The organism is Micromonospora pallida (assembly GCF_900090325.1).
Classification (GTDB): Bacteria; Actinomycetota; Actinomycetes; order Mycobacteriales; family Micromonosporaceae; genus Micromonospora; species Micromonospora pallida.
Genome location: NZ_FMHW01000002.1, coordinates 2,427,315 through 2,450,867, shown reverse-complemented (window position 1 = coordinate 2,450,867; position 23,553 = coordinate 2,427,315). Strand labels below are relative to the sequence as shown.

The window sequence follows — 23,553 nt, the reverse complement described above, 5'->3', positions numbered from 1 at the left end:
GTCGGCACGGCGTGCGACGGGGCCTACCATCCCGGGTGTGATCGAGCGGATCCTTCCCCCGGCCGTCGCGGTGGTCGAGTCCTTTACCGACCCCGCCGACCTGAAGCTCCATCCCGACGAGGAGCCGTTGGTGGCGAACGCGGTGGAGAAACGCCGCCGGGAGTTCACCACGGTGCGGGACTGCGCCCGCCGGGCGATGGCCCGACTGGACCTCCCACCGGTCCCCGTCCTCTCCGGTGCGCGGGGCGCCCCGATCTGGCCGGCCGGGGTGGTTGGCAGCATGACCCACTGCGACGGCTACCGGGGCGCGGCCCTTGCCCGTGCGGCCGACGTCGCCTCCGTCGGGATCGACGCCGAACCGCACGCGTCGTTGCCTGACGGGGTGCTCGACGCGATCGCGCTGCCCGCCGAGCAGATCCGTACGGCCGCCCTGCGCGCCACCGAATCCACGGTCTGCTGGGACCGCCTGCTGTTCAGCGCCAAGGAGGCGGTGTACAAGGCCTGGTTCCCGCTGACCGGCCGCTGGCTGGACTTCTCCGAGGCCGACATCGTGGTCGATCCCGGCGGGACGTTCGCCGCCCGGCTGCTCGTGTCTGGGCCGGTGCTGGACGGCAGGGAGGTGACCACCTTTCCCGGTCGCTTCCTGGTCGACGACGGGTTGATCCTCACCGCGATCACTCTCCCGGCGCCCCGCTGAGCCATCGCTACCGGTCTCCGCGCGGGTAGCCGCTGACGTGCGGTCGGGCGCTGCCCCCACCGGGTCAGGTGCCGGCCAGCAGGGTCTTCTGTACCTTGCCCATCGCGTTGCGGGGGAGGTCGTCGACCAGTAGCACCTGCCGGGGGCGCTTGTGCACCGACAGTTGCCGGGCGACGAACTCGATCAGCTCGGCCTCCCGGACGCCGTCGCCCACCACGAACGCGGTCACCTGCTGGCCGAGGTCGGGGTGCGGGGTCCCCACCACCGCGACTTCCCGGACGCCGGGGTGGGCCAGGAGCGCGTCCTCGACCTCACCGGCTCCGATCCGGTAACCACCGCTCTTGATGAGGTCGGTGGCCGCCCGCCCGACGATCCGGTGCCAACCGTCCGGGCCGATCGTGGCCACGTCACCGGTCCGGAACCAACCGTCCGGCGTGCGGCTCGCGGCATCGGCGTCCGGACGGTGCAGGTACCCGTCGAAGAGGGTGTCCCCCCGTACTTGCAGTTCACCCATGGCGACCCCGTCGGTGGGGACGGCCTCGTCCCGCTCGTCCACCACCCGGGTCCGCACGGCCGGCAGCGGCAGCCCCACGGCGCCCGCCCGGCGCGGTCCGTCCGCCCGGGCGCTGACCGTGATCAGGGTTTCGGTCATGCCGTACCGCTCGACGACCCGGTGACCGCTCAGCGCGGCGAGGCCGGTGAAGACGGGCTCGGGCAGCGCCGCGCTCCCCGACACCAGCAGCCGCGCCGGGCGCAACGCGCGGGCTGCGGCCGGGTCCGCGGCGATCCGCGACCAGATGGTCGGTACGCCGAAGTAGAGCGAGCCGGCCGCCGCCGCGTACCGCTCGGGGCGTGGACGGCCGACGTGGTGCAGCCGGCTGCCCAGCCGCAGCGGACCCAGCACACCGAGCACGAGACCATGCACGTGGAACAGCGGCAGTCCGTGCACCAACCGGTCGTCCGGCGTCCAGGACCAGGCGTCGGCGAGTCCGTCCAGGCAGGCCGCGACGGCCCGCCGGGAGAGCACCACGCCCTTGGGTGCCCCCGTCGTGCCGCTGGTGTAGAGGATCAGCGCGGTGGCGTCCGGTGCCGGTTCCGGGTGCCGGGTGTCCGAACGTCGGCCGAGGTCGACCGGCACGACCGGTGGGCCGGAGCCGTCTGCCGGCTCGGCGCCGGCGGGCCCGAGCAGGACCTCGGCCCGCGAGTCGCGCAGGATGTGGTCGCGTTCCCGGGGCCCGGCGTCCGGCGGCACCGGCACCACCGCCGCGCCGGCCAGCAACCCGCCCACCACCCCGACCACGGTCTCCAGGCTCGCCGTGGCCGTCACCGCCACCCGCCGGACGCCCCGCAGGTCGTCCGCGACCGCCGTGGCCAGCCGGCGCAACTCCACCCAGGACACCGACCGGTCGTCGACCCGGATCGCGTCCGGCCGCTCGTCGGTGGACTCGGACAGCCAGCTCAGCAGCGGCACGATGACGCTCCTTCTGCGCGGTCCACCCGGCGGCGTTCCGCCGGTTGGCGGGGGTACGGTCGATGGGCGGCCCGGACGCCCCTACGCGCCCCGGCCGGACGCCCCGAACGGTAGCCGGGCCACCCAGAACCGGCCACCCCTAGCGGTCGGGGTGTCGTGGCGCGATCGTGACGAAGGAGGTGACGCCGGTGTCCGAGGCCGTAGGCGCCCGCCTGGTCGGGGCCGGCGCGGCGGGACGGGCCCTCGTCCCCGGGAGTGTCCGCGCGGTGTTGCTCGACCTCGACGGCGTGCTCGTCGACAGTCTCGCCGTGGCCCGCACGGCGTTCGCGCTGGCGTACCGGGAGGTGGTCGGCGACGGTGTCGCCCCGGTCGACGAGTACTGCGGCTACCCCGGTCGCTACCTGCCCGAGGTGCTGCGGCTGATGGGCCTGCCGGCGGCGATGGCGGAGCCGTTCGTCCGGGAGAGCAACCGCCTGGCGCACCTGGTCACACCGGTGCCCGGCGTGCCGGCACTCCTTCGCGAACTGCGTGGACACGGCGTCGGCCTGGCCGTCGCGACCGGTCGCAGCGGGGAGCGGGCCCGGCTCGTCCTGGACCGGGTCGGTCTGCTGCCCCTGGTGGACCACGTCGTCGGCGCCGACGAGGTGCCCCGGCCGAAGCCCGCCCCGGACATCGTCCACCGGGCCCTCGACCTGCTGGACGTGCCACCCGGGCAGGCGTTGATGGTCGGCGACGCCCCGGCCGACCTGGCCAGCGCCCGCAGCGCCGGGGTGCTCGCGGTGGCGGCCCTGTGGGGCGAGTCGGACGCGGAGACCCTGCGGGCCGCCGCCCCGGACGTCACCCTGACCCGGATCGAGGAACTGGCCACCCTCTGCCTCGGCGTGTGACCGACAGGACGGACACTCTGTGTGAACCCGGGGAACCCCTGACGGGCCGGTGATTTCCGGTTCTACACCCCCAATTCATCGTCCGATGGGTTGATCATCGTCGTGGTTGCCCGGATGATGGGCGCGTCGGCCCCCGGGCTGACCTCGGACGTTCCCACCCATCGACGCCGTGACATCCCGAGGGTCCGCCCTCACGACGGCAGCCGCACGTGACGGAGGACCACCCATGCCGGTCATCGAAGTCGAGCACCTACACAAACGATATGGCGACAAGGTCGCGGTCGAGGACGTCTCCTTCACCGTGGAGCAGGGCGAGATATTCGGCGTGCTCGGTCCGAACGGCGCCGGAAAGACCACCACCGTCGAGTGCGTGCAGGGACTGCGCCGCGCCGACGGTGGGCAGGTCCGGGTCCTCGGTCTCGACCCGGTGCGGGACCGCACCGAGGTGCGCCAGCGTGTCGGTGCCCAGTTGCAGGAGAGCCAACTCCCCGACAAGCTGCGGGTGCGGGAGGCCCTGGACCTGTACCGGTCCTTCTACCGCAACAAGGCCGACATCGACGAACTCCTGGCGGACCTGGGCCTGGCCAGTCAGCGCGACACGGCCTTCCACAAGCTCTCCGGCGGCCAGAAACAGCGGCTCTCGGTGGCCCTGGCGCTGGTCGGTCGCCCGGAGATCGCGATCCTGGACGAACTGACCACCGGGCTGGACCCGCAGGGTCGGCGGGACACCTGGGACCTGGTCGAGCGGATCCGCGACCGGGGTGTGACGGTCGTGCTGGTCACGCACTTCATGGAGGAGGCGGAGCGGCTCTGCGACCGGCTTGCCGTGATCGACGTCGGTCGGGTCGTCGCCATAGATACCCCGTCCGGTCTGCTCGCCCGGGTCGGCTCGGAACACCGGGTGCACTTCTCTCCCCTCGACCCGCTCGACGAGGTCGCGCTCGACGCGTTGCCGGAAGTGACCGGGGTGCGCCGCAGCGGCGACGAGGTGACCGTGACCGGCCCCGAGGGCGTGTCCCAGGCGGTGCTCTCGGCGCTGGCCGACCGGAAGGTCCGCTACACCGGGCTGCGCGTCGAGCAGCCCACCCTGGACGACGCCTTCGTCTCCCTGACCGGTCGTCCGGTCCGGACCGGTACCCCACAGACGATCGACGAGAGGTCATCGTGAACGCCCTGTCCAAGCTCGTCGCGGTCGAGGCCAAGCTCTTCCTGCGTGAACCGGTGTCGTTGTTCTTCGTCTTCGCCCTGCCGCTGGGGCTGATGCTCGTGTTCGGACTGCCGTCGCGCGGCGGGGCGGAGCAGACCGGCGGTCAGCACGGCGAGTTGACGTTCCTGCCCGCCCTCGCGCTGTCCCTCACCATCGGGATGCTCGCCCTGTTCACCCTGCCGATGGCGCTGGGCATCTACCGGGAACGGCGGGTGCTGCGGCGGCTCGCCACCACGCCGGTCAACCCCGCCCTGCTGCTGGTCGCGCAGGTGGTGGTCAACCTGGCGATGGGTGTCGCCGGTGCGGTGGTGACCGCCGTCGGCGTCCGGTTCCTGCTGGACCAGCCGGCCCCGGCCAACGTGCCAGGGTTCGTGCTGGCCTTCCTGCTCGGGGTGGCCTGCCTGTTCGGGCTGGGTCTGCTCATCGCCGCGCTCGCCCCGTCGGCCCGGGCGGCGCAGTCCATCGGCCCGGCCCTGTTCTTCCCGCTGCTCTTCCTCGCCGGGGCCTGGTTGCCGCGTGACCAGATGCCGGCCGTGTTGGCGCGGATCGGTGACTACTCGCCGCTGGGCGCCACCGTGGACACGGTGGCCACTGCGTGGGCAGGCGGTACGCCGGCCGTGCCGCAGCTCGTGGCCCTGGGGATCACCGCCGTACTCGGTTGCCTGCTGGCGGTCCGCTTCTTCCGCTGGGAGTGAGACGCGCCGGCCCTGCCGTCCGGGATCGAAAGCGGTGCCGGATGGAGTCTCGGCTGGGGTCCTCAGGGCCCTGGTAGTGCTTTGTCATGATCGGAGTTGGTCTCGGGGTTCTCGTCTGGTGGGGAAGCGGGTCTTGCCGGTGGGGCAGGCGCCGGCCAGGCGGGCGAGGTGGGCTTGTAGTTCGCGAAGTACGGCGTAGAGGGTCAGGCCGGCGCGGGGGCTTTTGGGTCGAGGCGTTGCAGGGTGCAGAAGGCGTGGGCGGCGGACACGAGGGTGACGTGGTGGTGCCAGCCCTGCCAGGTGCGGCCCTCGTAGTGGTCCAGGCCGAGTCCGGTCTTCAGTTCGCGGTAGTCGTGCTCGATGTGCCACCGGAGTTTCGCCCACCGGATGAGGGTGCGTTTCGCTGTGGTGGCCGGCAGGTTCGACAGCCAGTACTTGGTGGGTTCCGATTGGCCGGCCATTCGGCGATCAGCCACGCCTCGGGCAGGTCGTGGTCGCGGTGGGCGGCCCGCAGGATCCGACCGGCCGGACGGACGCGGAGGAACACGAACCGGGAACGCGTCTTCACCGGCTTGCCCCACGGGTGCGGGATCCGTCCCGCCAGGCAATGGTCCGGGCCGCGTCGATGCCGGCGGATGCGACCGGGCCACCCAGAGCCAGCCACCCCCCTGCCGGTCGTGTCGTGGTGGAGGTGCCGCCGGCTCCGAAGCCGGCGGGCGAGCCCGGCCGTCGCCGACGTGCCGGGGTGGGGACCGCTCAGGCCTCTCCGGGGACGAGGAGGCGGGCGGACGCGGCCGACCCGACCGCCAGCGCGGCGGCGACGGCCAGCGCCACGGTCACCGAGTGGGTCACGACGAGGCCACCCAGCAGCGTGCCGACCGGGAACCCCATCAGGTTGACGCTGATCGACACGGTCATGACCCGCCCGAGCCAGGCCGGCTCGGTCCGACGCTGCCGTAGCGAGAGCAGGCTGACGTTGACGGCGCCCTCGCTGAGACCGACCAGGGCGAGACCGGCGCCCAGGGCGACGATCGAGCCGAGTGCGCTGACCGGGAAGATCGCGGCAGCGCAGACCAGCGTGGCGCCGACCATGTAGGCGCGCTCGCGTCCGGCGCCGACCAGCCTGCCGGCGACCAGCGCGCCGACCGTGCCGGCCAGGCCGGCAACGGCCCACAGTACGCCGACGTACCGCTCGGTCCCGTCGGTGTCGCCGAGCCACCGGCCCACGGCGACCGGCACGATGACGATCAGCATGCCGGAGGCGGCCTGGTAGAGCGAGTAGGAGACCGCGAGCGCGCGCAGCGTGGGGTTGCGCACCAGGTGGACGACGCCGTCCCAGGCCGCCCGGAGCAGGTGCTGTCGGGGCGGTGGGTGCTCCGTCTCGGGGGCGGGCTCCCGCAGCAGGGCGACGCTGGCGGCGGCCAGAGCGTACGTGACGGCCACGCAGAGCAGCGTCGGATTGGCGCCGATCCCGGCGAAGAGGGCACCGGCGATCAACGGCCCGACGACGTCGATCACCGAGAAGGTGCTCAGGTCGAGGGCGTTCGCCTTGTCGTAGGCGGGCTCGGGGACGAACCGGGGGAAGAGCGTCCGGATCCCGCCCGAGGTCAGCGGGCTGGTCAGCGAGTAGAGCGTGAGCAGCACGAAAAGGATCGGCGCGCGGAGGGCGTCCGCCCACGACAACACGGCGATCGTGGCGATGAGGACGGCGCTCGACAGGGTGTCCAGGACCACGGCGCGGACCACGCCGAGCCGGTCGAGGACGGCACCGGCGACCGGGCTCACCAGGAAGCCGGGCAGGGTCAGGAAGAACGCGCTGAGGCCGGCGAGCGAGGCGGAGCCGAACTCCACGATGACGTAGAGGACGACGACGAAGAGCAGCACGCCTTCCGCCAGCCGGGAGAGCGATGCCGCCAACAGCAGTTGCGGAACGTTGGGACTGGCGAGTACCTGCCGGTAGGACAACGGCGTTCCGGTGGAATCGTCCGAAACTCCCAACACCGGGGCGACGGTATCACCGAGCCCCGGTGGCGGGCACTCGACGCCCGTACCCGATCGGGTACGGGCGTCGAGTGCCGGTCAGCTCTTGGCCTCCCGCTTGGCGAGCTGCGGGTCGGCGCCCTTGCCGACCTTGCGCAGGGCCTGGCGCAACTGCTGTTCGGTCATCTTGGAGTTGCCCCCGATGCCGGCCTGGTGAGCCTGCTGGCGCAGGTCGTGGAGTTGCTCCCGGTCAGCCATGTCAACCTCCCCGTGTCTCGGTCACGGCCCGAGAGCGGCTCGGGCCGCCGACGATGCTGGCTTCCCGGGCCCACGGGCGGTAAACCGCCAGCAGCCGGGTCGAGCCTCGGGGTCAGACGCCGGACGGGAACGTCTCCGGTTCGCTCGGGCTGCTGCGTCGGACGCGGAGCGGCCGCAGGGCCCGGGACTCGTCGATCCAGCAGAACGCGTCGTAACGGTCACCCAGCACGGTGGGCACGTAGTTGCCCCAACTCTCCCGGTCCGGGTGGTACACGACACCGATGGCCCGATGGTCGAGTTCGTGGCTGAGCAGGTCGGCCTGCGGAGTTGACGGGAAGACGAAGAGGGCCTGCTCCGGCGCGGCGGCGTGCAGCGCCTCCTCCAGGGAGTGCCGGCGGGCCGGGGGCACCCGCATCACCTCCACCGGAGCGCCCCACGCGTCGCCGGCGAGCACGGTGCCGTGGTGGGTGCCGAAACCGACCAGCACCACCTGGTCCGGGCCGTGCCGTTCCCGGGCGAGCTGACCGATGTTGACCTCGCCGGCGTCGACCATGTCGGTCGCGCGGGCGTCGCCGACATGGGTGTTGTGTGCCCAGACGACCGCCCTGGCCTGCGGTCCGTAGTGGGCCAGGAGCCGGTCGAGGGTGTCGTCCATGTGCCGGTCGCGGACGTTCCACGACTCCCGGCCGCCCCGGACCATCGCCCGGTAGTAGCGTTCGGCGCCGGCGACGACCTCGGCGTTCTGCCAGGCCCCGAACCGGTCCGCGCCGTCGGCGGCGGCCCGCACGCGCAGCCGGACCAGCAGGTCGACGACCTCGTCCTCGCAGCTGGTGGGCACGAACCGGGTGGCCAGGGCGTAGCGCTGAGCGTCCTCGCCGTACGGCTGGAAACAGCGGTACGCCGCCAGCGCGGTGGGCACCTGCTCCGGGTCGTGCTCGCGCAGCCAGGTGAGGATCTCGCGCAGCGACTCCCACAGCGAGTAGACGTCCAGGCCGTGGAAGCCGGCCCGGTCGGCCTCGGCCACGCGGGCGTTGTGGGCGCGCAACCAGCGCGCGAAGTCGGCCACCTCCTCGTTGGCCCACATCCACGTCGGCCACCGCTCGAAGGTGGTCAGCGCGTCGCGCGGGTCGGCCGGTGCGTCGGTACGGCAGCGGACGCTGCGGTCCACCCGGTCGCAGTCCGGCCAGTCGCCCTCCACGGCCACGAACGAGAAGCCCTTCTCCTCGACGAGCCGCCTCGTGACGGCCGCCCGCCAGGTGTAGAACTCGTGGGTGCCGTGGCTCGCCTCGCCCAGCATCACCACCCGGGCGTCGCCCACCCGGTCCAGCAACACGTCCAGGTCGCCGGGATCGCCCAGCGGCGTCGCCAGCGCGGCCACCTCGTCGTCGTAGCGTCCCGTCGCCATGACCAGGCGGTACCCGCTACCGACCGGGTCATGCCGGAGCCGCCCTGGGCCGCGACCCGGTCGGATGGCGGGCACCCTGTCCCGCCTCCGGGCCGGGGTGCCACCGGCGAGCATGGCGGATATGGGCCTACTCCGGAGCGGCAAGTCAGGGGAGGACCTGCTGCGACATCGGGAGGACGTGCGGCAGGCGAACTTCCTGGAACTCTTCGTCGACCTGGTGCTGGTGTTCGCCCTCTCCGGGGTGGTCAGCCGGGTCGTCCGGGACATCACCGCCGACGAGGTCCTCGTACGGGTGCGATCGTTGGGCTACCTGCTCGTCCTGGCGTTGCCGCTGATCTGGCTGTGGATCACCACCGCCCACATCACCAGTTGGTTCGACCCCCGCCGCCACCGGGTCCAGTGGCTGGTGCTGGCCAGTGCCTTCGGCCTGCTGGTCATGTCGTCGGCCCTGCCGACCGCGTTCGTCGGTCGGGGGTGGGAGTTCGTCCTGCCGTACGTGCTGCTGCGCGTCGCCCGGCCGCTCGTCCTGATTCCTGCCCTGCGCGGACACGCGCTGCGGAGCCTCTACCTGCGGTCGGTGCTGTGGAGCGCGGGGACGGGGGTGATCTGGCTGGCCGGCGTGGCCGTCACCGGCGCAGCGCGGGCCGCCGTCTGGGCCGTCGCCATCGCGGTGGACATCGTCGCGGCACGGCTGCGCTGGCCGGTGCCGGTGCCGGGGACGCCGCGTCCAGCGGTCAGCGTGTGGGCAATGGACAGCGGTCACCACCTTCCCGCGCGCTACCAGCAGCTCCTGATGATCGCTCTCGGGGAGAGCGTGCTGGCCGCCGGTATCTCCTTCACCGGCCAGCGTCAGGACGTCGCGGCCTGGACGGCGCTGGTGGTGGTCTTCCTGTCGACGGTGCTGCTGTGGCGGATCTACTTCTACCGCTCCGGGCAGGTGCTCGCCCAGGCGGTCACCGCGTCCAGTGACCGCCTCGCCGCCGGCGAGGCCACCGGGGTGGCGCACCTGGTGATGGTGGTGGGCATCGTCGTCACCGCAGTCGGCTTCGAGGTGGCCCTGCAACACCCGGGTGGCCGACCCGTGCCGGCCTGGCTGGGGGCGATCCTCGGCGGGCCCGCCCTGTTCCTGTACGGCCGCATCCGGCTGGAACGGGTGGTGTTCGACCGCCTGTCGAGGCGCCGGGTGGTCGCCATCGCCGTCCTGGTGGTGGTGGCCCTGCCCCTCACCTTTGCTCCGCCGCTGGCCGCGTCGGTGGTCGCCGCACTCGTGCTGCTCGGCGTCGCGCTCGCCGACGCCCACCACGCCGCCGGCCGGCCTCCCGAGACGCCGTCACCGGCGCACTGACCACCGGGGAAAGGCCCTGGGCCGTCAGCCGGTCCGGGCGTCGGCCTCGGCCGCCCGACCCTCGGCCCGGGGACGCGGTCGCCTGCGCGCGGGATCCGGCCGGCTGTGCTCCCCGGCGCGGCCCTCGATCCGGGTGACCGGGGAGACCACCAGGTCGTGGATCCGCCAGTCGAAGTCGCGGGCCCAGGACCCGAGCGCCTCCAGCCGTTCGACCAGCCGGTCGGTGCCGGGGACCGGCACGACGAGCAGTTCGCCGACGAAGACGTGGCCCTCCTCGCGCAGTCGCAGCCAGGCGTCGGCGATCCAGTCGTGGTCCCGGACGGCGGTGAGCAGGTCGTCGGGCAGGGGATGCGGTCGGCTGCCGTCGACCACGCGCGGCCGGCTGTCCATCAGGTTGGCGACCGCGCTGCGCAGGGTGCGGATGCCGTCGCGGACGATGTCGCCACCGATGATCAACGCGGCCACCGCGTCGGCCCACCACAGTCCGGCGCCGATGCCGAGTACGCCGAGGATCGCCGCGCCGGCGGTCAGCCAGTCGGCCCGGTTCATCTCCGCGTCGGCGTGGAGCACCTTGTCGTGCAGTTGCCGGGCGATGCGCTGCTTGATCCGGCCGAGCAGGATCGCCGGCACCATCGTGGCGAACAGCACCGCGACCATCAACCAGCCCAGCCAGAACCGGTGGCCGAACAGCTCAACCAGTCCGATCGGCGGGCGTTCCCGGGCGAGCAGCCGGATGAGGGAGTCGTAGACGACGTACCCGCCAAGGCCGAGCAGAGCGACGGATCCGGCCAGGAAGGCGATGCTGACCGAGCGGTGGTAGCCGTACGGGAAGCGGGCGTTGGGCCGGCGGTTGCGGAACCGGGCGGCGACCAGGAAGGCGGCCGGCGGCACCAGGCCGAGCATGTCCTCGATCCACGCCGCCTTCATCGCCTGGGACTGCCCGAGGGTGAAGGCGAGCAGGGTGATCGCCACGACGAAGAAAGCGATGGTCCACCACTCCAGCCGGACCGCCCGTCGGTGCAGGGCGGCCTTGTCCGGGGGCAGCTCGAACCGGTCGTACACCCTCACACCGCCGCCTCCTCGCGCTCGGCGTCGACCAGCAGGTCCTCGACCTCGCGGTGCGACAGCGCCAGCAGGAACCGCTCCACCTCGACCTGCCAGCCGTTCTCGCCCAACGGCACCGCCCACACGTGGTCGTGCTTGGCGACCTCGTGCCCGCTGCCCCGCAGCCCCAGTTCGGCGAGCCGCCACTGACCGACGACCACAGGAAGGGGTTCCCGGCCGGTCACCTCCGGCACCGGCACCGGGACGGCGTCCTCGCCGCGCAAGGCGGCGATCTCGGCGGTCCCGGCGGTCGCGGCCACCCGCTGGCCGGCCAGCTCCGCCGGCGCGGCGACGCCGTCGGGCACGGCCACGACCGTGCGCATGGTGACGTACGGCCGGGTGAGCGAAGCCTCTCTCGTCCAGGGCGCCTTGGCGTCGAGCCCGCCGACCACCAGGTCGAGGACCCGGTCCTTCAGCGCGGCCATCAGCGTGGACTCCGAGCCGGGGTACCACTCGACCCGGGCGTCCAGTCGGTCCGCGAGGCGCTGGACCAGCCGTGCCTCGGCTCCGGTGACCATGCCGTCGTCGGCGACCCGAGTCCACGGCGGCGCCTCGCTCACCCCGACCCGCAGCACCCCGCCGCGTACGTCGTCCAGCGTGGTGCCGGTGTCCCGTGGCCACCGGCAGCCGGACACCGCCAGGAGCAGGACGACGCCGACCAGGGCCAGCGGCGCCCGCCAGGTCCGTCCACGGCATGCCGTCACCACGTCCACCCGCCTCTCGTGTCCGCGCGCGACTGGTCCGGGTCCGGCCCGACGCACCACCTCGTGAACGCGTCCCGCACGTCCCGGCCGACGTCCCTGGCGTGTTCACCCGTCGCCGACGTTCCCGTCGGATCATCCGACGAGGTGCCCGACGTGCTACCGGGCGAAACCTGGACCGTCGGCGCCGGCCACGTCGGGGCGACACTATCAGGATCCACTTATATAAGTCGCACCCGAAGTGAAGGGGTGCCGGGGACGGGGGTGCCCGCGTCGGGTGGACCCGACCCATTGAGTGGGCGAGGGCGGCTGGGTCATGGCGGAACGGTTACTGTGCGAGGTTTCGGCGTCACTGCGGCAGCGCTTTCCTGTTCGGTGGCCGTTCCCATTACCGGTCGGATGTCAGTACGCGATCAGACGATTTTCGGCAATCGATCGGATGGCTCGGCGTCACCGATCGGTCAACTGTGACCGGTCGTAATGGACGGTAGAGTCGCGGTCTAATTCGTGCACACCACCGCACCGGGAGAGTGGCGATGGAAGAAACCGAGGACCGGCGTCGGTACCAGGTCGTCGTCAACGACGAGGAGCAGTACTCCATCTGGCCGGACGGTTCGGACGTTCCGGTCGGCTGGCGTCCGGTCGGCGTCGGCGGCGATCGGGCGCACTGCCTGGCACACATCGACGACGCCTGGACGGACATGCGTCCACGCAGCCTGCGGGAGTGGCTGGCTGCCCGGGACTGATCCGGCCAGCACCGCCCCGGCTTGCGGTCCGGTGCGTCCACAGTGGTTACGGTCCGGGGCGTCGATCGATCCCGTGCCCCCGACCGGGTCGCGGAAGTCCGCGACCCGGGTGGGCGCACCACCCGTTCGGGATATCCATTGTGGAATCAGACGGGTGCCTTTCTGTCCGTATCCGACTGGTCGGTGGGAAGGCGCGCTGATTCCCCTTTTGTTGGGCGAATCGGGGCCGAACCGTCGGTTGACGCGGGTGTCGGGCCGACGGGTCACGAACGCGAATGGTTGACAGAGCCGAATCGCCCTCGTAGCTTCTTGGCTGTCAGCCCCCGCCGCCCGAAAATCCTTCCGCCGAACGCGGGTCGCGACGGTCAGAATTCGCTTTTCCGTGGTCATTCCTGGTTTCTGGGTGTTTCTGTCCGGTGTGCCGGACGTGAAGGAGTACACGTGCCGGCAGTGCCCTCCGATGTAGCCGCCGACGACCGGTACGACACGGTCACGTTGCAGCCGGGCATGCTTTTCACCCAGAAGCACCAGCCCGGTTCGGGCATCGACATCCTCCAGGTGGTCATCGACTGGCCCGAGCCGCTGGACCCGGCTGCGATGCGGGCCGCCTGGCAGCATGCCACCGCCCGGCATCCGGTGCTGCGGACCGCCTTCGTCTGGCCCGGCGACGGCGACCCGGCGCAGGAAGTCCGTCCGGAGGCGAGCCTGCCGGTGACGCACCAGGACTGGTCCGCACAGCCGCCCGCCGGACGGGCCGAGCGGCTGACCCGCTTCCTCGCCGACGATCGGGCCGCCGGTTTCGACTCCTCGACTGCGCCCTTGGCCCGGGTCACCCTGATCACGCACGGGCCGGACCAGCACACCCTCGCGGTGACCCTGCACCACGCCATTCTCGACGGACGCTCGGTCCACATGCTGCTCGACGAGGTCTGCGCCGAACACGACGCCCTCGTCGCCGGGCGCCCGTACGTCGCGCCGGCGCGTCCACCGTTCGGCGAATACGCGGTGTGGGCGGCCCGGCGTCCACGCGGCGACGACCGGCGGTTCTGGAGCGATCGGCTGGCCGGAGTGGCCGTGCCGACCCCCCTGCCGACGACCGGCCGTCCGGACGACCGGCCTCGTGACGTCGCCTCGGTCCGCGAGGTGACCCGGTCCCTCGACGCCGAGACGACCGCCGCGCTTGCCGCCGCCGCCCGGAGGGCCGGCGTGTCGCTCGGCACCCTGGTCACCGCCGCCTGGTCGGTACTGCTGCATCGCTACGCCGGACTCACCGAGGTGGTGTTCGGCTCCACCCGGACCTGCCGCAGGGACACGGTGGACGGTGCGGACCGGATGCTGGGTCTTTTGATCAACACGATCCCGCTGCGGATCCGGGTCGAGCCGGGCCAGCCGGTGGGCGACTGGCTGGTCGACGTCCGCCGGCAGATCGACGAGGTCCGCCCGCACCAGCTCGCCCCGCTGGCGGAGATCCAGCGCTGGAGCGCGGTGCCGGCCAGCACCCCGCTCTTCGACAGCCTCCTGATGTACGAGCACCACGACCTGCAGACCGCACTGAGCCGGTCGGTGCCCGGCTGGGGTGCCCGGGTCGCCCGTGTCCACCGGCGTCCCGGCCCGCCCGTGACCGTCTGCGTCTACGGCGAGCCGGTGCTGGCCGTGCTGATGTACCACGACCGGCACCGGCTGACCGAGGCCGGCGCGGATGCCATGCTGCGCCAGTTCCTGCTCGTCCTCACCGGGCTGGCCGCCGACCCCGACCGTCCGGTGTCCGCGCTGCCCCTGCTCGACCCGACCGACCGGGCCCTGCTGGGTGAGTACCAGACCGGCACCGACCCGGTGCCCGCCGGGACGTACCCGGTTGACGCCACCGTGCCGGACCTGGTCACCGCGATGGCCCGCCGGCAGCCCGACGCGGTCGCCTTGGCCGGCGCCGACGGCACCACCCTGCGCTACCGGGAACTGGAGGAACGGGCCGATCGGCTCGCCCGCCGGCTCATCGCCGCCGGCGTGCGGCCGGACGAGCCGGTGGCGGTCGCCATGCCCCGCTCGGTCGAGCTGGTCGTCACCCTCCTCGCCGTGCTCAAGGCCGGCGGCGGGTACCTGCCGTTGGACCCGGCGGACCCACCCGCCCGGATCCGGCAGTTGCTCGCTGTCGCCGGTGACCCGTTGGTGCTGGCCACCGACGAGCTGCCGGGAGCCACCCGGTTGCTCCGTCTGGACCAGCCCGCGACCGAGCGGCCCGCCACCTCCGACCAGCCCGCCACCGCCGAGCAACTGGCCACCTCCGACCACCTGGCCACCGCCGACCGGATGGCGGCCATCGACCAGTCCGCCGTCGTCCCGGCCGGACGGGCGCATCCCGCCGGACTGGCCTACGTCAGCTTCACGTCCGGGTCCACCGGCACGCCCAAGGGGGTGGCGGTCCCGCACGCCGCCGTGGTCCGGCTCGTGCACCAGCCCGGCTACCTGCGCCTCGGTCCAGGGGAGACCCTGCTGCACCTCGCCCCGGCGGCGTTCGACGCGGCCACCCTGGAGATCTGGGGGGCCCTGGCCAACGGCGCCCGGCTGGTGGTGGCCCCGGCCGGCACGCCCGACCTCGCCGAGCTGGCCCGACTGCTCCGCCGGGAGCGGATCTCCGTGCTCTGGCTGACCGCCGGGCTGTTCCACCAGCTGGTCGAGTTCGACCCGGACTGCCTCGCCGGGGTAGACCAACTGCTCGCCGGCGGGGACGTGCTCACCCCGGACGCGGTCCGCCGCGCGCTGCGGGTGCGCGGCGGCGCGCCGCTGGTCAACGGGTACGGACCGACCGAGAACACCACCTTCACCTGCGTACACCCGATGACCGATCCGCAGGACGTGTCGGACCCGGTGCCGATCGGTCGACCGGTGCCCCGATCCACGGTGTACGTCCTGGACCCGCAGGGACGTCAGGTGCCGGTCGGCGTGGCCGGTGAGCTCTACACCGGCGGGGTCGGGCTGGCCCGGGGCTACCTCGGTCGTCCGGCGGCGACCGCGGCGGTGTTCCTGCCCGACCCGTTCGACCCGCGGCCGGGTGCCCGGATGTACCGCACCGGCGACCTGGTGCGCTGGCGGCCGGACGGCACCCTCGACTTCCTCGGCCGCATCGACGGGCAGGTCAAGATCCGGGGTTTCCGGGTCGAGCCGGGCGAGGTGGCCGCGGTGCTGCGTACCCACCCGGACGTCGCGGACGCGGTCGTGGTCGTCGACGGCGACGGGGAACGACGTCGGCTGCTCGCCTACCTGACCTCCCGGCCCGGCCACTCCGCGCCGACCACCCAGGACCTGGCCCGGTACGCCACCGAGCGACTCCCGGCCCATCTGCGCCCGGCCGCGTACCTGGTCCTGCCCGCCCTCCCGCTGACCCGTAACGGCAAGATCGACCGGCGGGCCCTGCCCCTGCCGGAGCCGTCCCCGGACCGTCCGCCCGCCGACCTGACCGACCCGGTTCATCTCCGGCTGGCCGAGGTCTGGGCCGAGCTGCTCGGCACCGCCCCGGGCCGGACCGACGACGACTTCTTCCTCCTCGGCGGGAACTCGCTGCTGGCCACCCGGCTCACCTTCGTCGTGGCCGACCGGTTCGGCGTCGACCTGCCGGTCCGCCTGGTCTACGAGCGGCCGACGCTCGCCACGCTGGCCGACGCGATCGCGCACCGCGCCCCCGGCGTCCGAGCCGTGACCACCGGAGTCGTCCGGCGGGACCGGAGCGGCTACCGGCCGGCCGGCACCGCCGAGTCGCCGGTGCCGGCTGCCCCGGCCACGCAGGCTGCCCCGGCTGCCCCGGCCACGCCGGACGCCTCGCACACCCTGATCCGCGCCGGTGAACCGGCCCACCTGGTGCGTCCGGTTGAGGGGCCGTGGGCGCTGTGGCGTTGGGTCGGGCTGCGCGCCGCCGGGTTCCCGGTCGAGACACTGACCGCACTCGGGGACGCGGATCTGGTTCGGAGCGCCGACGCACTGCTGGCCGCCGAGGACCGGCTCACCGAGGCCCGTCGAGAGCTGGCCGAACGACTGCGCCGGGTCCGGGAGGCGAGTCCGGCGGGGGAGCGGACCGACTGGAACCGGGCGATCCGTCAGCTCCGGCGGGACACCGCACCGGAGCCGCTGCCCGCTGCTGCCGCGTCGGTCGACGGTGGCGCGCTCGTCCACGCCCACGGGGAGCTGTGCGCCGCCCACGACGACCGGGCCGCTGCGCTCGTGGCGTTCCGGGACGCGTACGACCAGGCCAGCGCGCGCCGGGCCGCCGCGTTGCGCGGCGTCGCCGCCGACCCGCTGTTCCGCGCGGCGGTGACCTGGCAGAACCGGCACGCGCTGCGCACCGGCATCGACCCGGTCCGGACCGCCGGGGACCGGCGCGACTCCCGGCACCGCCAGCACGAGGCGCTGGTCGCAACCTACCTCCAGCGGTACTGCGTCAAGAACGACACCATCGGGTTCTTCGGCCCGGTCGGCTGGGCCCGGATCACCGGCGACCGGCCCGCGCTCGCCGTCCAGCACGGCGACTCGCCGCTGGCCCGTCGCACCGTCTACCTGGAGAACTGGGCGGTGGTCGAGGTGGCGGAGGCGCTCGCCGCCCGTGAGCCGGCGCTGCGACCGTGGCTGGTCCCGCGCCGGATGCCCTTCCTGGCCGTCGTCGGTGACGAGCTGCGTATGCCGCTGACCCCACCGGTCGACCTGCCGCCGGTGACGGCCCGGCTGCTGCGCGCCTGCGACGGCACCCGGCCGGCCGGCGAGATCGCCGCCGAACTGGTCGCCGACCCGGCCACCGGGATCACCACCAGCGAGCAGATCTACCGGATGCTCGACGAGTTGCGGCGGGAACGCCGGATCTCGTGGTCGCTGGAGGTGCCCAAGGAGGACCTTTTCCCGGAACGCGCGCTGCGGGCCCGACTCGCCGCGATCGGTGACCCGGCCGTACGGGAGCCGACCCTGGCCGTCCTCGACGACCTCGACCGGGCCCGGGACGAGGTGACCGCGGCGGCCGGGGACGCCGACCGGCTCGGTGCCGCGATCGAGGCGCTGGAGGAGTGGTTCACCGCGCTCACCGGTACCGCGCCGACCCGCCGCGCCGGCCGGACCTACGCCGGACGGACCCTGGTCTACGAGGACTGCCGGTCCGGCACCGAGGTCACCCTCTCCACCGACCTCGTCGCCACCTGCTGGCCGGCGCTGAGCCTGCTGCTGGAGAGCGTCCGCTGGTTCACCTACGCCGGGGCGGCACTGTTCCGGCGGGCCTTCACCGAGCGGTACCGGGAACTGGTGACCCGCACCGGCAGCACCACGGTGTCCTTCGCCGACTTCTGGCTCTGGGCCAACGACCTGCTCTTCGACCCGCCCGAGAAGCTGATCGCGCCGGTGGTGCGCGGGCTTCAGGACCGGTGGGCGAAGATCCTGCCCGAGGCCGTCGGCCACCGGATCACCGCCAACTCCGCCGACCTGGGGGAACGCGTGGCAGAGTCGTTCGCCGCACCCCGCCCCGGCTGGGTCGGCGCGTACCAACACAGCCCGGATCTGCTGCTCGCCGCCGACGGGCCGGACGCAGTGGCGCGTGGGGACTTCCACTGGGTGGTCGGCGAGGTGCACCCGGGGGTGAACACCCTGCGTTCGGCGCTGTTCGTCGCCCAGCACCCCGCGCCGGAGGAACTCCGCGCCGCGATGGCCGCCGACCTGCCGTACGGCCGGATCACCCTGGCCGCCACGGGGGAGGAAGGCGGCGCGTCGTCCCGGCTGACCGACAAGCTGGTCACCGACCGGGACCTGCGGCTGATCTTCGGTCACGACAGCTGCGGCCTCGACCCGGCCACGTCGGTGTCGGTGGCTGACTGTCTTCTCGGGCCGGTCGACGGCGTGCTGACCGTGTACACCCGGGACGGCCGGCACCGGCTGCCGCTGGCCGAGGTGCTCGGGGAGGCGCTGATGGTGCAACTCGTGCAGCGGTTCGACATCCGCCGGCCCGCGGACCACCAGCCCCGGATCACCGTCGACCGGGTGGTGCTGGCGCGGGAGAGCTGGCGGTTCACCGCCGCCGGGCTGGACTTCGCCGGGCTGCCGGACGAGGGCGAGCGGTTCCACCGCGTCCGACGCTGGCAGCGGGAGCACGCCCTGCCCCGGCACGTCTTCGTGAAGACCCCGGTCGAGGAGAAACCGTTCCACCTGGACTTCGCCAGTCTCGCCGCGGTGGACCTCTTCGCCCGCGCGATGCGTCGCACCGTCGGCCACGACCCGGCGGCCACCGTACGGCTCACCGAGATGCTGCCCGGCCCGGAGCAGACCTGGCTGACCGACGCGCAGGGCCGGCACCGGACGGCGGAACTGCGCCTGGTCGCCGTCGACACGCGTACCCCCGGACCGGTCGACCCGGCCGGACTCGGCACCCCGGCCGCCGACCGGCGGTCGGACCGTCCCCACCACACCCAGGCGGGAGCATGAACACCGAAACCTATGTCCTGCCGTCGTCGTTCACGCAACGTCGACTGTGGATGATCGACCAGATGGCCCCGGGCACGGTGACCTACCACATCGCCTGGGCCGTCGAGCTGCACGGCGAACTCGACGTGGCCGCCCTGGAGTCCACCCTGAGCTGGCTGGTGGACCGGCACGAGGCGTTGCGTACCCACTTCACCGACGCCGACGGGGAACCCGCCCAGGTGGTCACCCCGGCCGCGCCGGTACGGCTGCTCGTCGTCGACGCCGGCCCCGGCGACCACTGGCGCGGCCTGGTGGACGCCGCCGCCCGGGAACCCTTCGACCTGGCCACCGGCCCGCTGGCCCGGTTCGGGCTGATCCGCCGGGACGCCGGGACGCACGTGCTCACCGTCGTGGTGCACCACAGCGTGGCCGACGGCTGGTCGTTCGGGGTCATCTTCCGGGAACTCGCCGCCGGGTACGCCGCCCTGGCCGCCGGCACCCACCCCGACCTGCCCCCACCGTCGGTGCAGTACGCCGACTTCGCCGTCTGGCAGCGTGAGCAGGACGAACAGGGCGCCTTCGACGCCGACCTGGACTTCTGGCACGCCGAACTGACCGGCGCGCCGACCCTGCTGGAACTGCCCGCCGACCGGCCCCGCCCGGCCGAGCAGTCCGACGCCGGCGGCGAGGTCCGGTTCGGCTTCCCCGAGGCGCTGGCCGCCCGGCTGCGCGCCGGCCGGGACGGCACCCTGTTCACCCGGCTGCTGGCCGGCTTCCAGGTGCTGCTGCACCGGCTCACCGGCGCCGACGACCTGCTCGTGGCGGTGCCGGTGGCTGGCCGGACCCGGCCGGAAACCCGGGACGTGGTGGGCTTCTTCGCCAACACCCTGGCGTTGCGGGCCCGGTTCACCGACCGGCCGGACTTCGCCGGGGTGCTCGCCCAGGCCCGGACCTCCGCCACCGCCGTCCAGTCCCGCCAGGACGTCCCCTTCGATCGGATCGTGGACCGGCTGGCCCCCAGCCGTAGCCTCGCCCACGCCCCCGTGGTGCAGGTGATGTTCGCCCTCGACGAACCGCCGGCCCCGGACACCTCGGCCGGCCTGCGGATCACCCCACGGCTGTGGGAGAACGGCACGGTCAAGTTCGACCTGACGTTGACCGTCGAGGACCGGCCGGACGGCCTGACGGGCCGGATCACCTACCGCACCGACCTCTTCGACCCCGCCCGGATCGACCAGTTCGCCGACCGGTACCTCACCCTCCTCGCCGCCGCCCTGGACCGGCCCGGCATCCCCGTCGGTGAGCTGCCGATGCTCGACGCGGGGGAGCGGGAGCGGCTCCTGCGCGTCGGCAACGACACCGATCTGCCGTTGCCTGCCGTGACGACCGTCGGCGAGTTGCTCGACCGGTACCCGCCCGCCGCCGGTGACGCCGTCGCGGTCGCCGGCCCGGACGGCACCCTCAGCCACCGGGACCTCGCCGTACGCGCCAACCGGATCGCCCACCTGCTGCGCCGCCACGGCGTCGGCCCGGACACCCCGGTCGGGCTCTGTCTCGGCCGGAGCACCGACCTGGTCGCGGCGGTCCTCGGCGTCTGGCGGGCCGGCGCCGGCTATCTGCCCCTCGACCCGGGGCTGCCGACCGACCGGCTCGCCACCATGCTGGCCGACGCCGCCCCGCCGGTGGTGCTCACCGACGCCACCGGCGCCGCCCGGGTCGCCGGGGCGGTGGCCGCCGCCGGCACCACCGTGCCGGTCGTGCTCCGCCTCGACCAGCTCGACCCGACCGGGCTGCCCACCGACCCGCCGCCGGTCGCCGGTCACCCGGACGCGCTGGCCTACCTGCTCTACACCTCCGGCTCCACCGGCCGCCCCAAGGGCGTCGCGGTCACCCACGGCGCGGTGGTCAACCTGCTCGTCGGGTTCCACCGGCTGCTCGACCTGACCCCCGCCGACCGGATTGCCGCCATCACCACCCCGGCGTTCGACATCTCCGTGGTGGAGCTGGTGCTCCCGCTGCTGGCCGGCGCCCGGATCGAGATGCTCGACACGGACACCGCGCTCGACGCCACCGCCCTGCACGCCGCGCTGACCGACCGGGGCGTCACCGTGCTCCAGGGCACCCCGGCGACCTGGCGGATGCTGGTCGCCGCGCGGGGCGTACCGGTTGGGGTTCGGCTGCGGATCAGCGGCGGTGAGGCGCTCACCCGCGACCTGGCCGACCGGCTGCGCGCGGACGGGGCGCGGGTGCTCAACGGGTACGGACCGTCGGAGACCACCATCTACTCGTCGGCCGGTCCGGTCGACGCCACCGGCCCGGTCGACCTGGGCCGGCCGTGCGCGAACACCCGCATCCACCTGCTCGACGCGGCCGGCGAGCCGGTGCCCGACGGAGTGGTCGGTGAGATCCACATCGGCGGCGCCGGGGTCGCCCGGGGCTACCACGGTCAGCCGGGACTGACCGCCGACCGCTTCCGGCCCGACCCGTTCGGCGACCGTCCCGGCGGGCGGCTCTACGCCACCGGCGACCTGGCCCGGCGGCTGCCCGACGGACGGCTCGAGTACCTCGGTCGGGCCGACCAGCAGGTCAAGGTGCGCGGCTTCCGGATTGAGCTGGGCGAGATCGAGGCCGCGCTGCGTGACCAGCCCGGCGTCCGGGACGCCGTGGTGACCACCTGGGGAACGGGGGCGGACGTCCGGCTCGCCGCGTACGCGGTCACCGAACCGGCCGGTGTCGACGCCGCGTCGCTCTGGCCACAGGTGCGCGCCGCGCTGGCCCGCCGGCTGCCCGAGTACATGGTGCCGGCGACCCTGGTCGTCCTCGACGCGCTGCCCCGCACCGCCAGCGGCAAGCGGGACCGGCGGGCCCTGCCCGAGCCGACCTGGCGGGAGACCAGCGGCGATGGGCCCACCGCACCGCGCGACCCGGTCGAGGAACAGCTCGCCGCCCTCTGGCGGGACGTGCTCGGCCGCGACGAGGTGGGCGTGCACGACAACTTCTTCGCCCTCGGTGGGCACTCGCTGACCGCGACCCGCCTGATCGCCCGCGTCCGCACCACCTTCGGCGCCGACCTGGCGCTGCGCAGCCTCTTCGCCGCGCCCACCATCGCCGAACTCGCCGTCGTCGTCGCCGGAAACGGGTCCGTACCCACCGTGCCCGACCGCATCGGTCCCGCCGGGCCAACCCCGCAGGACCTGCTCGCCTCGCTCGACGACCTCTCCGACAGCGAGGTCGACGCGCTGCTGGACTCCCTGATCGCCGAGGAGGGAACATGACCCCGCACCGGGAACGGGTGGTCGTCATCGGGGCCGGCCTGGCCGGCTCACTCGCCGCGCTCTACCTCGCCCGGCGCGGCTACACGGTCGACGTCCACGAGCGACGGCCCGACCCCCGTACCGCCCCACCGGGCGCGGGTGGCCGGTCGATCAACCTTGGCCTCTCCGCCCGGGGCATGCGGGCGCTGGACGGGGTGGGTCTCCTCGCCGACGTGCTCAAGCGCAGCGTGCCGATGCGCGGCCGGGTGGTGCACGCACCGGACGGGTCGGTGCGCTTCCAGCCGTACGGGGTGCGGGAACACGAGATCCTGCACTCGGTGCTCCGCGACGAGCTGATCTCGCTGGTGGTGGAGGCCGCCGAGGCCGAGCCGGGCGTCCGCTTCCACTTCGGCAGCCGGCTGCTGCGACTGGACCGGGAGACCGCGACCGTCGAGGTCGCCCCGACCGGTGGCGGGGAACCGACCCGCATCACCCCGGACTGGGTCGTCGGCGCCGACGGGGTGTTCTCCACGGTCCGTCAGCAGATGCAGCACGGGCTGCGGAGCGACTACGACCAGGAGTTCCTGCCCTGGGGCTACAAGGAGCTGACCATCCCGGTCGGCGAGGACGACCGCCCCCGGGTCCGGCTGGAGGCACTGCACGTCTGGCCCGGCCACGAGGCGTTGATGGTCGCGCACCCCAACCGGGACGGCTCACTGACCTGCTCGCTGTTCATGGCCCACGAGGGGCCGGTGAGCTTCGCCGCGCTGGACACCCCGGCAGCGGTACGCGACTTCTTCCGCCGGCACTTCCCGGACGCCGAGGAGCTGATGCCGGACCTGGTCGACGAGATCGCCGGACACCCCACCGGACACCTGGTCACCGTCCGCACCGCACCCTGGCGGCACGCCGACAAGGTGGTGCTGGTCGGGGACGCGGCGCACGCGGTCTACCCCTTCTACGGCCAGGGCATGAACTCCGCCTTCGAGGACTGCCTGGTGCTCGACGGCTGCCTCGCCGACCACCCGACGGACCGGGCGGCGGCGCTGGCCGCGTACGAGGCGGCCCGCAAGCCGCACACCGACGTGCTCGCCGACCTGTCCACCGCCAACTTCGTCGACCTGCGGGACCGGGTGCACCGGGTCGGGTACACCCTCTCCGCCGCCGCCGACCGGGTGCTGTCCCGGCTGCTGCCGGGCCGCTGGGTGCCGCTGTACACGATGGTCGCCCACACCACCACCCCGTACGCCGACGCGCTGGCCCGGGCCCGCCGGCAGGAACGCGTCCTACGCGGTGCCGGGGCCGGCCTCGCCCTGGGCGCCGCGGTCGCTCTCGCCGCCGGCGTACGCGCCAGCCGGCGCCGGACCGGGGGGCGGTGAA

At 73.5% G+C, this 23,553-nt stretch carries 15 protein-coding genes and 3 pseudogenes; 11 read left to right on the top strand and 7 right to left on the bottom strand.

All coding sequences use genetic code 11. From position 1 onward, the window contains the following. Window positions 1-37 precede the first annotated feature (37 nt). Complete coding sequence (locus tag GA0074692_RS10540; protein ID WP_091642558.1) at window positions 38-697, top strand: 4'-phosphopantetheinyl transferase family protein; 660 nt, start codon at window positions 38-40, stop codon at window positions 695-697. Window positions 698-761: 64 nt separating this feature from the next. Here GA0074692_RS10540 and GA0074692_RS10535 read toward each other — a convergent pair whose 3' ends face one another. Next, complete coding sequence (locus GA0074692_RS10535; RefSeq protein ID WP_091642555.1) at window positions 762-2,168, bottom strand: acyl-CoA synthetase; 1,407 nt, start codon at window positions 2,166-2,168, stop codon at window positions 762-764. Window positions 2,169-2,380: 212 nt separating this feature from the next. On the opposite strand from GA0074692_RS10535, the gene GA0074692_RS10530 reads away from it, so the two are divergent. The 3 genes from GA0074692_RS10530 to GA0074692_RS10520 all read left to right on the top strand — a co-directional run bounded on the left by GA0074692_RS10530 (window position 2,381) and on the right by GA0074692_RS10520 (window position 4,957). Then, window positions 2,381-3,055 (top strand): HAD-IA family hydrolase, encoded by a 675-nt coding sequence (locus GA0074692_RS10530; RefSeq protein WP_091653206.1) that lies wholly within the window; start codon window positions 2,381-2,383, stop codon window positions 3,053-3,055. Window positions 3,056-3,281: 226 nt separating this feature from the next. Next, window positions 3,282-4,223, top strand: coding sequence for an ABC transporter ATP-binding protein (locus GA0074692_RS10525; protein WP_091642551.1), 942 nt, complete (start codon window positions 3,282-3,284; stop codon window positions 4,221-4,223). Continuing rightward, the gene (locus GA0074692_RS10520; protein WP_091642546.1) at window positions 4,220-4,957 is read left to right on the top strand and encodes an ABC transporter permease; all 738 of its coding nucleotides are present in this window, start codon (window positions 4,220-4,222) and stop codon (window positions 4,955-4,957) included. The genes GA0074692_RS10525 and GA0074692_RS10520 overlap by 4 nt, the downstream gene beginning before the upstream one ends. A gap of 203 nt (window positions 4,958-5,160) precedes the next feature. On the opposite strand, the pseudogene GA0074692_RS35345 reads toward GA0074692_RS10520, so the two are convergent. The 4 genes and pseudogenes from GA0074692_RS35345 to GA0074692_RS10505 all read right to left on the bottom strand — a co-directional run. Continuing rightward, window positions 5,161-5,587, bottom strand: a pseudogene (locus GA0074692_RS35345) (transposase); the annotation flags it as partial. Window positions 5,588-5,713: 126 nt separating this feature from the next. Beyond that, a complete protein-coding gene (locus GA0074692_RS10510) occupies window positions 5,714-6,958 on the bottom strand; it encodes an MFS transporter (RefSeq protein WP_091642541.1) in 1,245 nt (414 codons plus the stop codon). 78 nt (window positions 6,959-7,036) lie between these two features. Beyond that, a complete protein-coding gene (locus GA0074692_RS34655; protein WP_176738385.1) occupies window positions 7,037-7,195 on the bottom strand; it encodes a hypothetical protein in 159 nt (52 codons plus the stop codon). A 112-nt stretch (window positions 7,196-7,307) separates the two neighbouring features. After that, window positions 7,308-8,600, bottom strand: coding sequence for an erythromycin esterase family protein (locus GA0074692_RS10505; RefSeq protein WP_091642537.1), 1,293 nt, complete (start codon window positions 8,598-8,600; stop codon window positions 7,308-7,310). Between the two features lie 121 nt (window positions 8,601-8,721). On the opposite strand from GA0074692_RS10505, the gene GA0074692_RS10500 reads away from it, so the two are divergent. After that, window positions 8,722-9,945, top strand: a complete 1,224-nt coding sequence (locus GA0074692_RS10500; RefSeq protein WP_176738384.1) for a low temperature requirement protein A — start codon at window positions 8,722-8,724, stop codon at window positions 9,943-9,945. 24 nt (window positions 9,946-9,969) lie between these two features. Here GA0074692_RS10500 and GA0074692_RS10495 read toward each other — a convergent pair whose 3' ends face one another. Together GA0074692_RS10495 and GA0074692_RS10490 are read right to left on the bottom strand one after the other, a co-directional pair. Beyond that, the gene (locus GA0074692_RS10495) at window positions 9,970-11,013 is read right to left on the bottom strand and encodes a cation diffusion facilitator family transporter (RefSeq protein ID WP_091642530.1); all 1,044 of its coding nucleotides are present in this window, start codon (window positions 11,011-11,013) and stop codon (window positions 9,970-9,972) included. Next, window positions 11,010-11,753, bottom strand: coding sequence for a substrate-binding periplasmic protein (locus GA0074692_RS10490; RefSeq protein ID WP_176738383.1), 744 nt, complete (start codon window positions 11,751-11,753; stop codon window positions 11,010-11,012). Before GA0074692_RS10490 ends, GA0074692_RS10495 begins: the two co-directional genes overlap by 4 nt. A 533-nt stretch (window positions 11,754-12,286) precedes the next feature. On the opposite strand from GA0074692_RS10490, the gene GA0074692_RS10485 reads away from it, so the two are divergent. From GA0074692_RS10485 to GA0074692_RS10460, 6 genes and pseudogenes are all read left to right on the top strand, one after another. After that, window positions 12,287-12,496 (top strand): MbtH family protein, encoded by a 210-nt coding sequence (locus GA0074692_RS10485; RefSeq protein WP_091642522.1) that lies wholly within the window; start codon window positions 12,287-12,289, stop codon window positions 12,494-12,496. A 42-nt stretch (window positions 12,497-12,538) separates the two neighbouring features. Next, window positions 12,539-14,287: pseudogene (locus tag GA0074692_RS36905) on the top strand (condensation domain-containing protein); the annotation flags it as partial. Beyond that, window positions 14,273-18,124, top strand: a pseudogene (locus GA0074692_RS36900) (amino acid adenylation domain-containing protein); the annotation flags it as partial. The pseudogenes GA0074692_RS36905 and GA0074692_RS36900, both read left to right, overlap by 15 nt. A gap of 42 nt (window positions 18,125-18,166) precedes the next feature. Continuing rightward, window positions 18,167-18,940 (top strand): lantibiotic dehydratase, encoded by a 774-nt coding sequence (locus tag GA0074692_RS36895; RefSeq protein ID WP_425413384.1) that lies wholly within the window; start codon window positions 18,167-18,169, stop codon window positions 18,938-18,940. After that, entirely contained in the window at window positions 18,937-22,194 is a 3,258-nt protein-coding gene (locus tag GA0074692_RS10465; RefSeq protein ID WP_091642517.1) for a non-ribosomal peptide synthetase, read from the top strand. Before GA0074692_RS36895 ends, GA0074692_RS10465 begins: the two co-directional genes overlap by 4 nt. After that, window positions 22,191-23,552 (top strand): FAD-dependent oxidoreductase, encoded by a 1,362-nt coding sequence (locus GA0074692_RS10460; protein ID WP_091642513.1) that lies wholly within the window; start codon window positions 22,191-22,193, stop codon window positions 23,550-23,552. Before GA0074692_RS10465 ends, GA0074692_RS10460 begins: the two co-directional genes overlap by 4 nt. The last annotated feature ends 1 nt before the right edge of the window (window position 23,553 follow it).

Excerpts from the sequence above, each read along its gene's own strand:
- GA0074692_RS10525 (WP_091642551.1), top strand. The coding sequence starts at position 3,282 with ATGCCGGTCATCGAAGTCGAGCACCTACACAAACGATATGGCGACAAG.
- GA0074692_RS34655 (WP_176738385.1), bottom strand. The coding sequence starts at position 7,195 with ATGGCTGACCGGGAGCAACTCCACGACCTGCGCCAGCAGGCTCACCAG.
- GA0074692_RS10505 (WP_091642537.1), bottom strand. The coding sequence starts at position 8,600 with ATGGCGACGGGACGCTACGACGACGAGGTGGCCGCGCTGGCGACGCCG.
- GA0074692_RS10500 (WP_176738384.1), top strand. The coding sequence starts at position 8,722 with ATGGGCCTACTCCGGAGCGGCAAGTCAGGGGAGGACCTGCTGCGACAT.
- GA0074692_RS10485 (WP_091642522.1), top strand. The coding sequence starts at position 12,287 with ATGGAAGAAACCGAGGACCGGCGTCGGTACCAGGTCGTCGTCAACGAC.
- GA0074692_RS36895 (WP_425413384.1), top strand. The coding sequence starts at position 18,167 with ATGGCCGCCGACCTGCCGTACGGCCGGATCACCCTGGCCGCCACGGGG.
- GA0074692_RS10465 (WP_091642517.1), top strand. The coding sequence starts at position 18,937 with ATGAACACCGAAACCTATGTCCTGCCGTCGTCGTTCACGCAACGTCGA.
- GA0074692_RS10460 (WP_091642513.1), top strand. The coding sequence starts at position 22,191 with ATGACCCCGCACCGGGAACGGGTGGTCGTCATCGGGGCCGGCCTGGCC.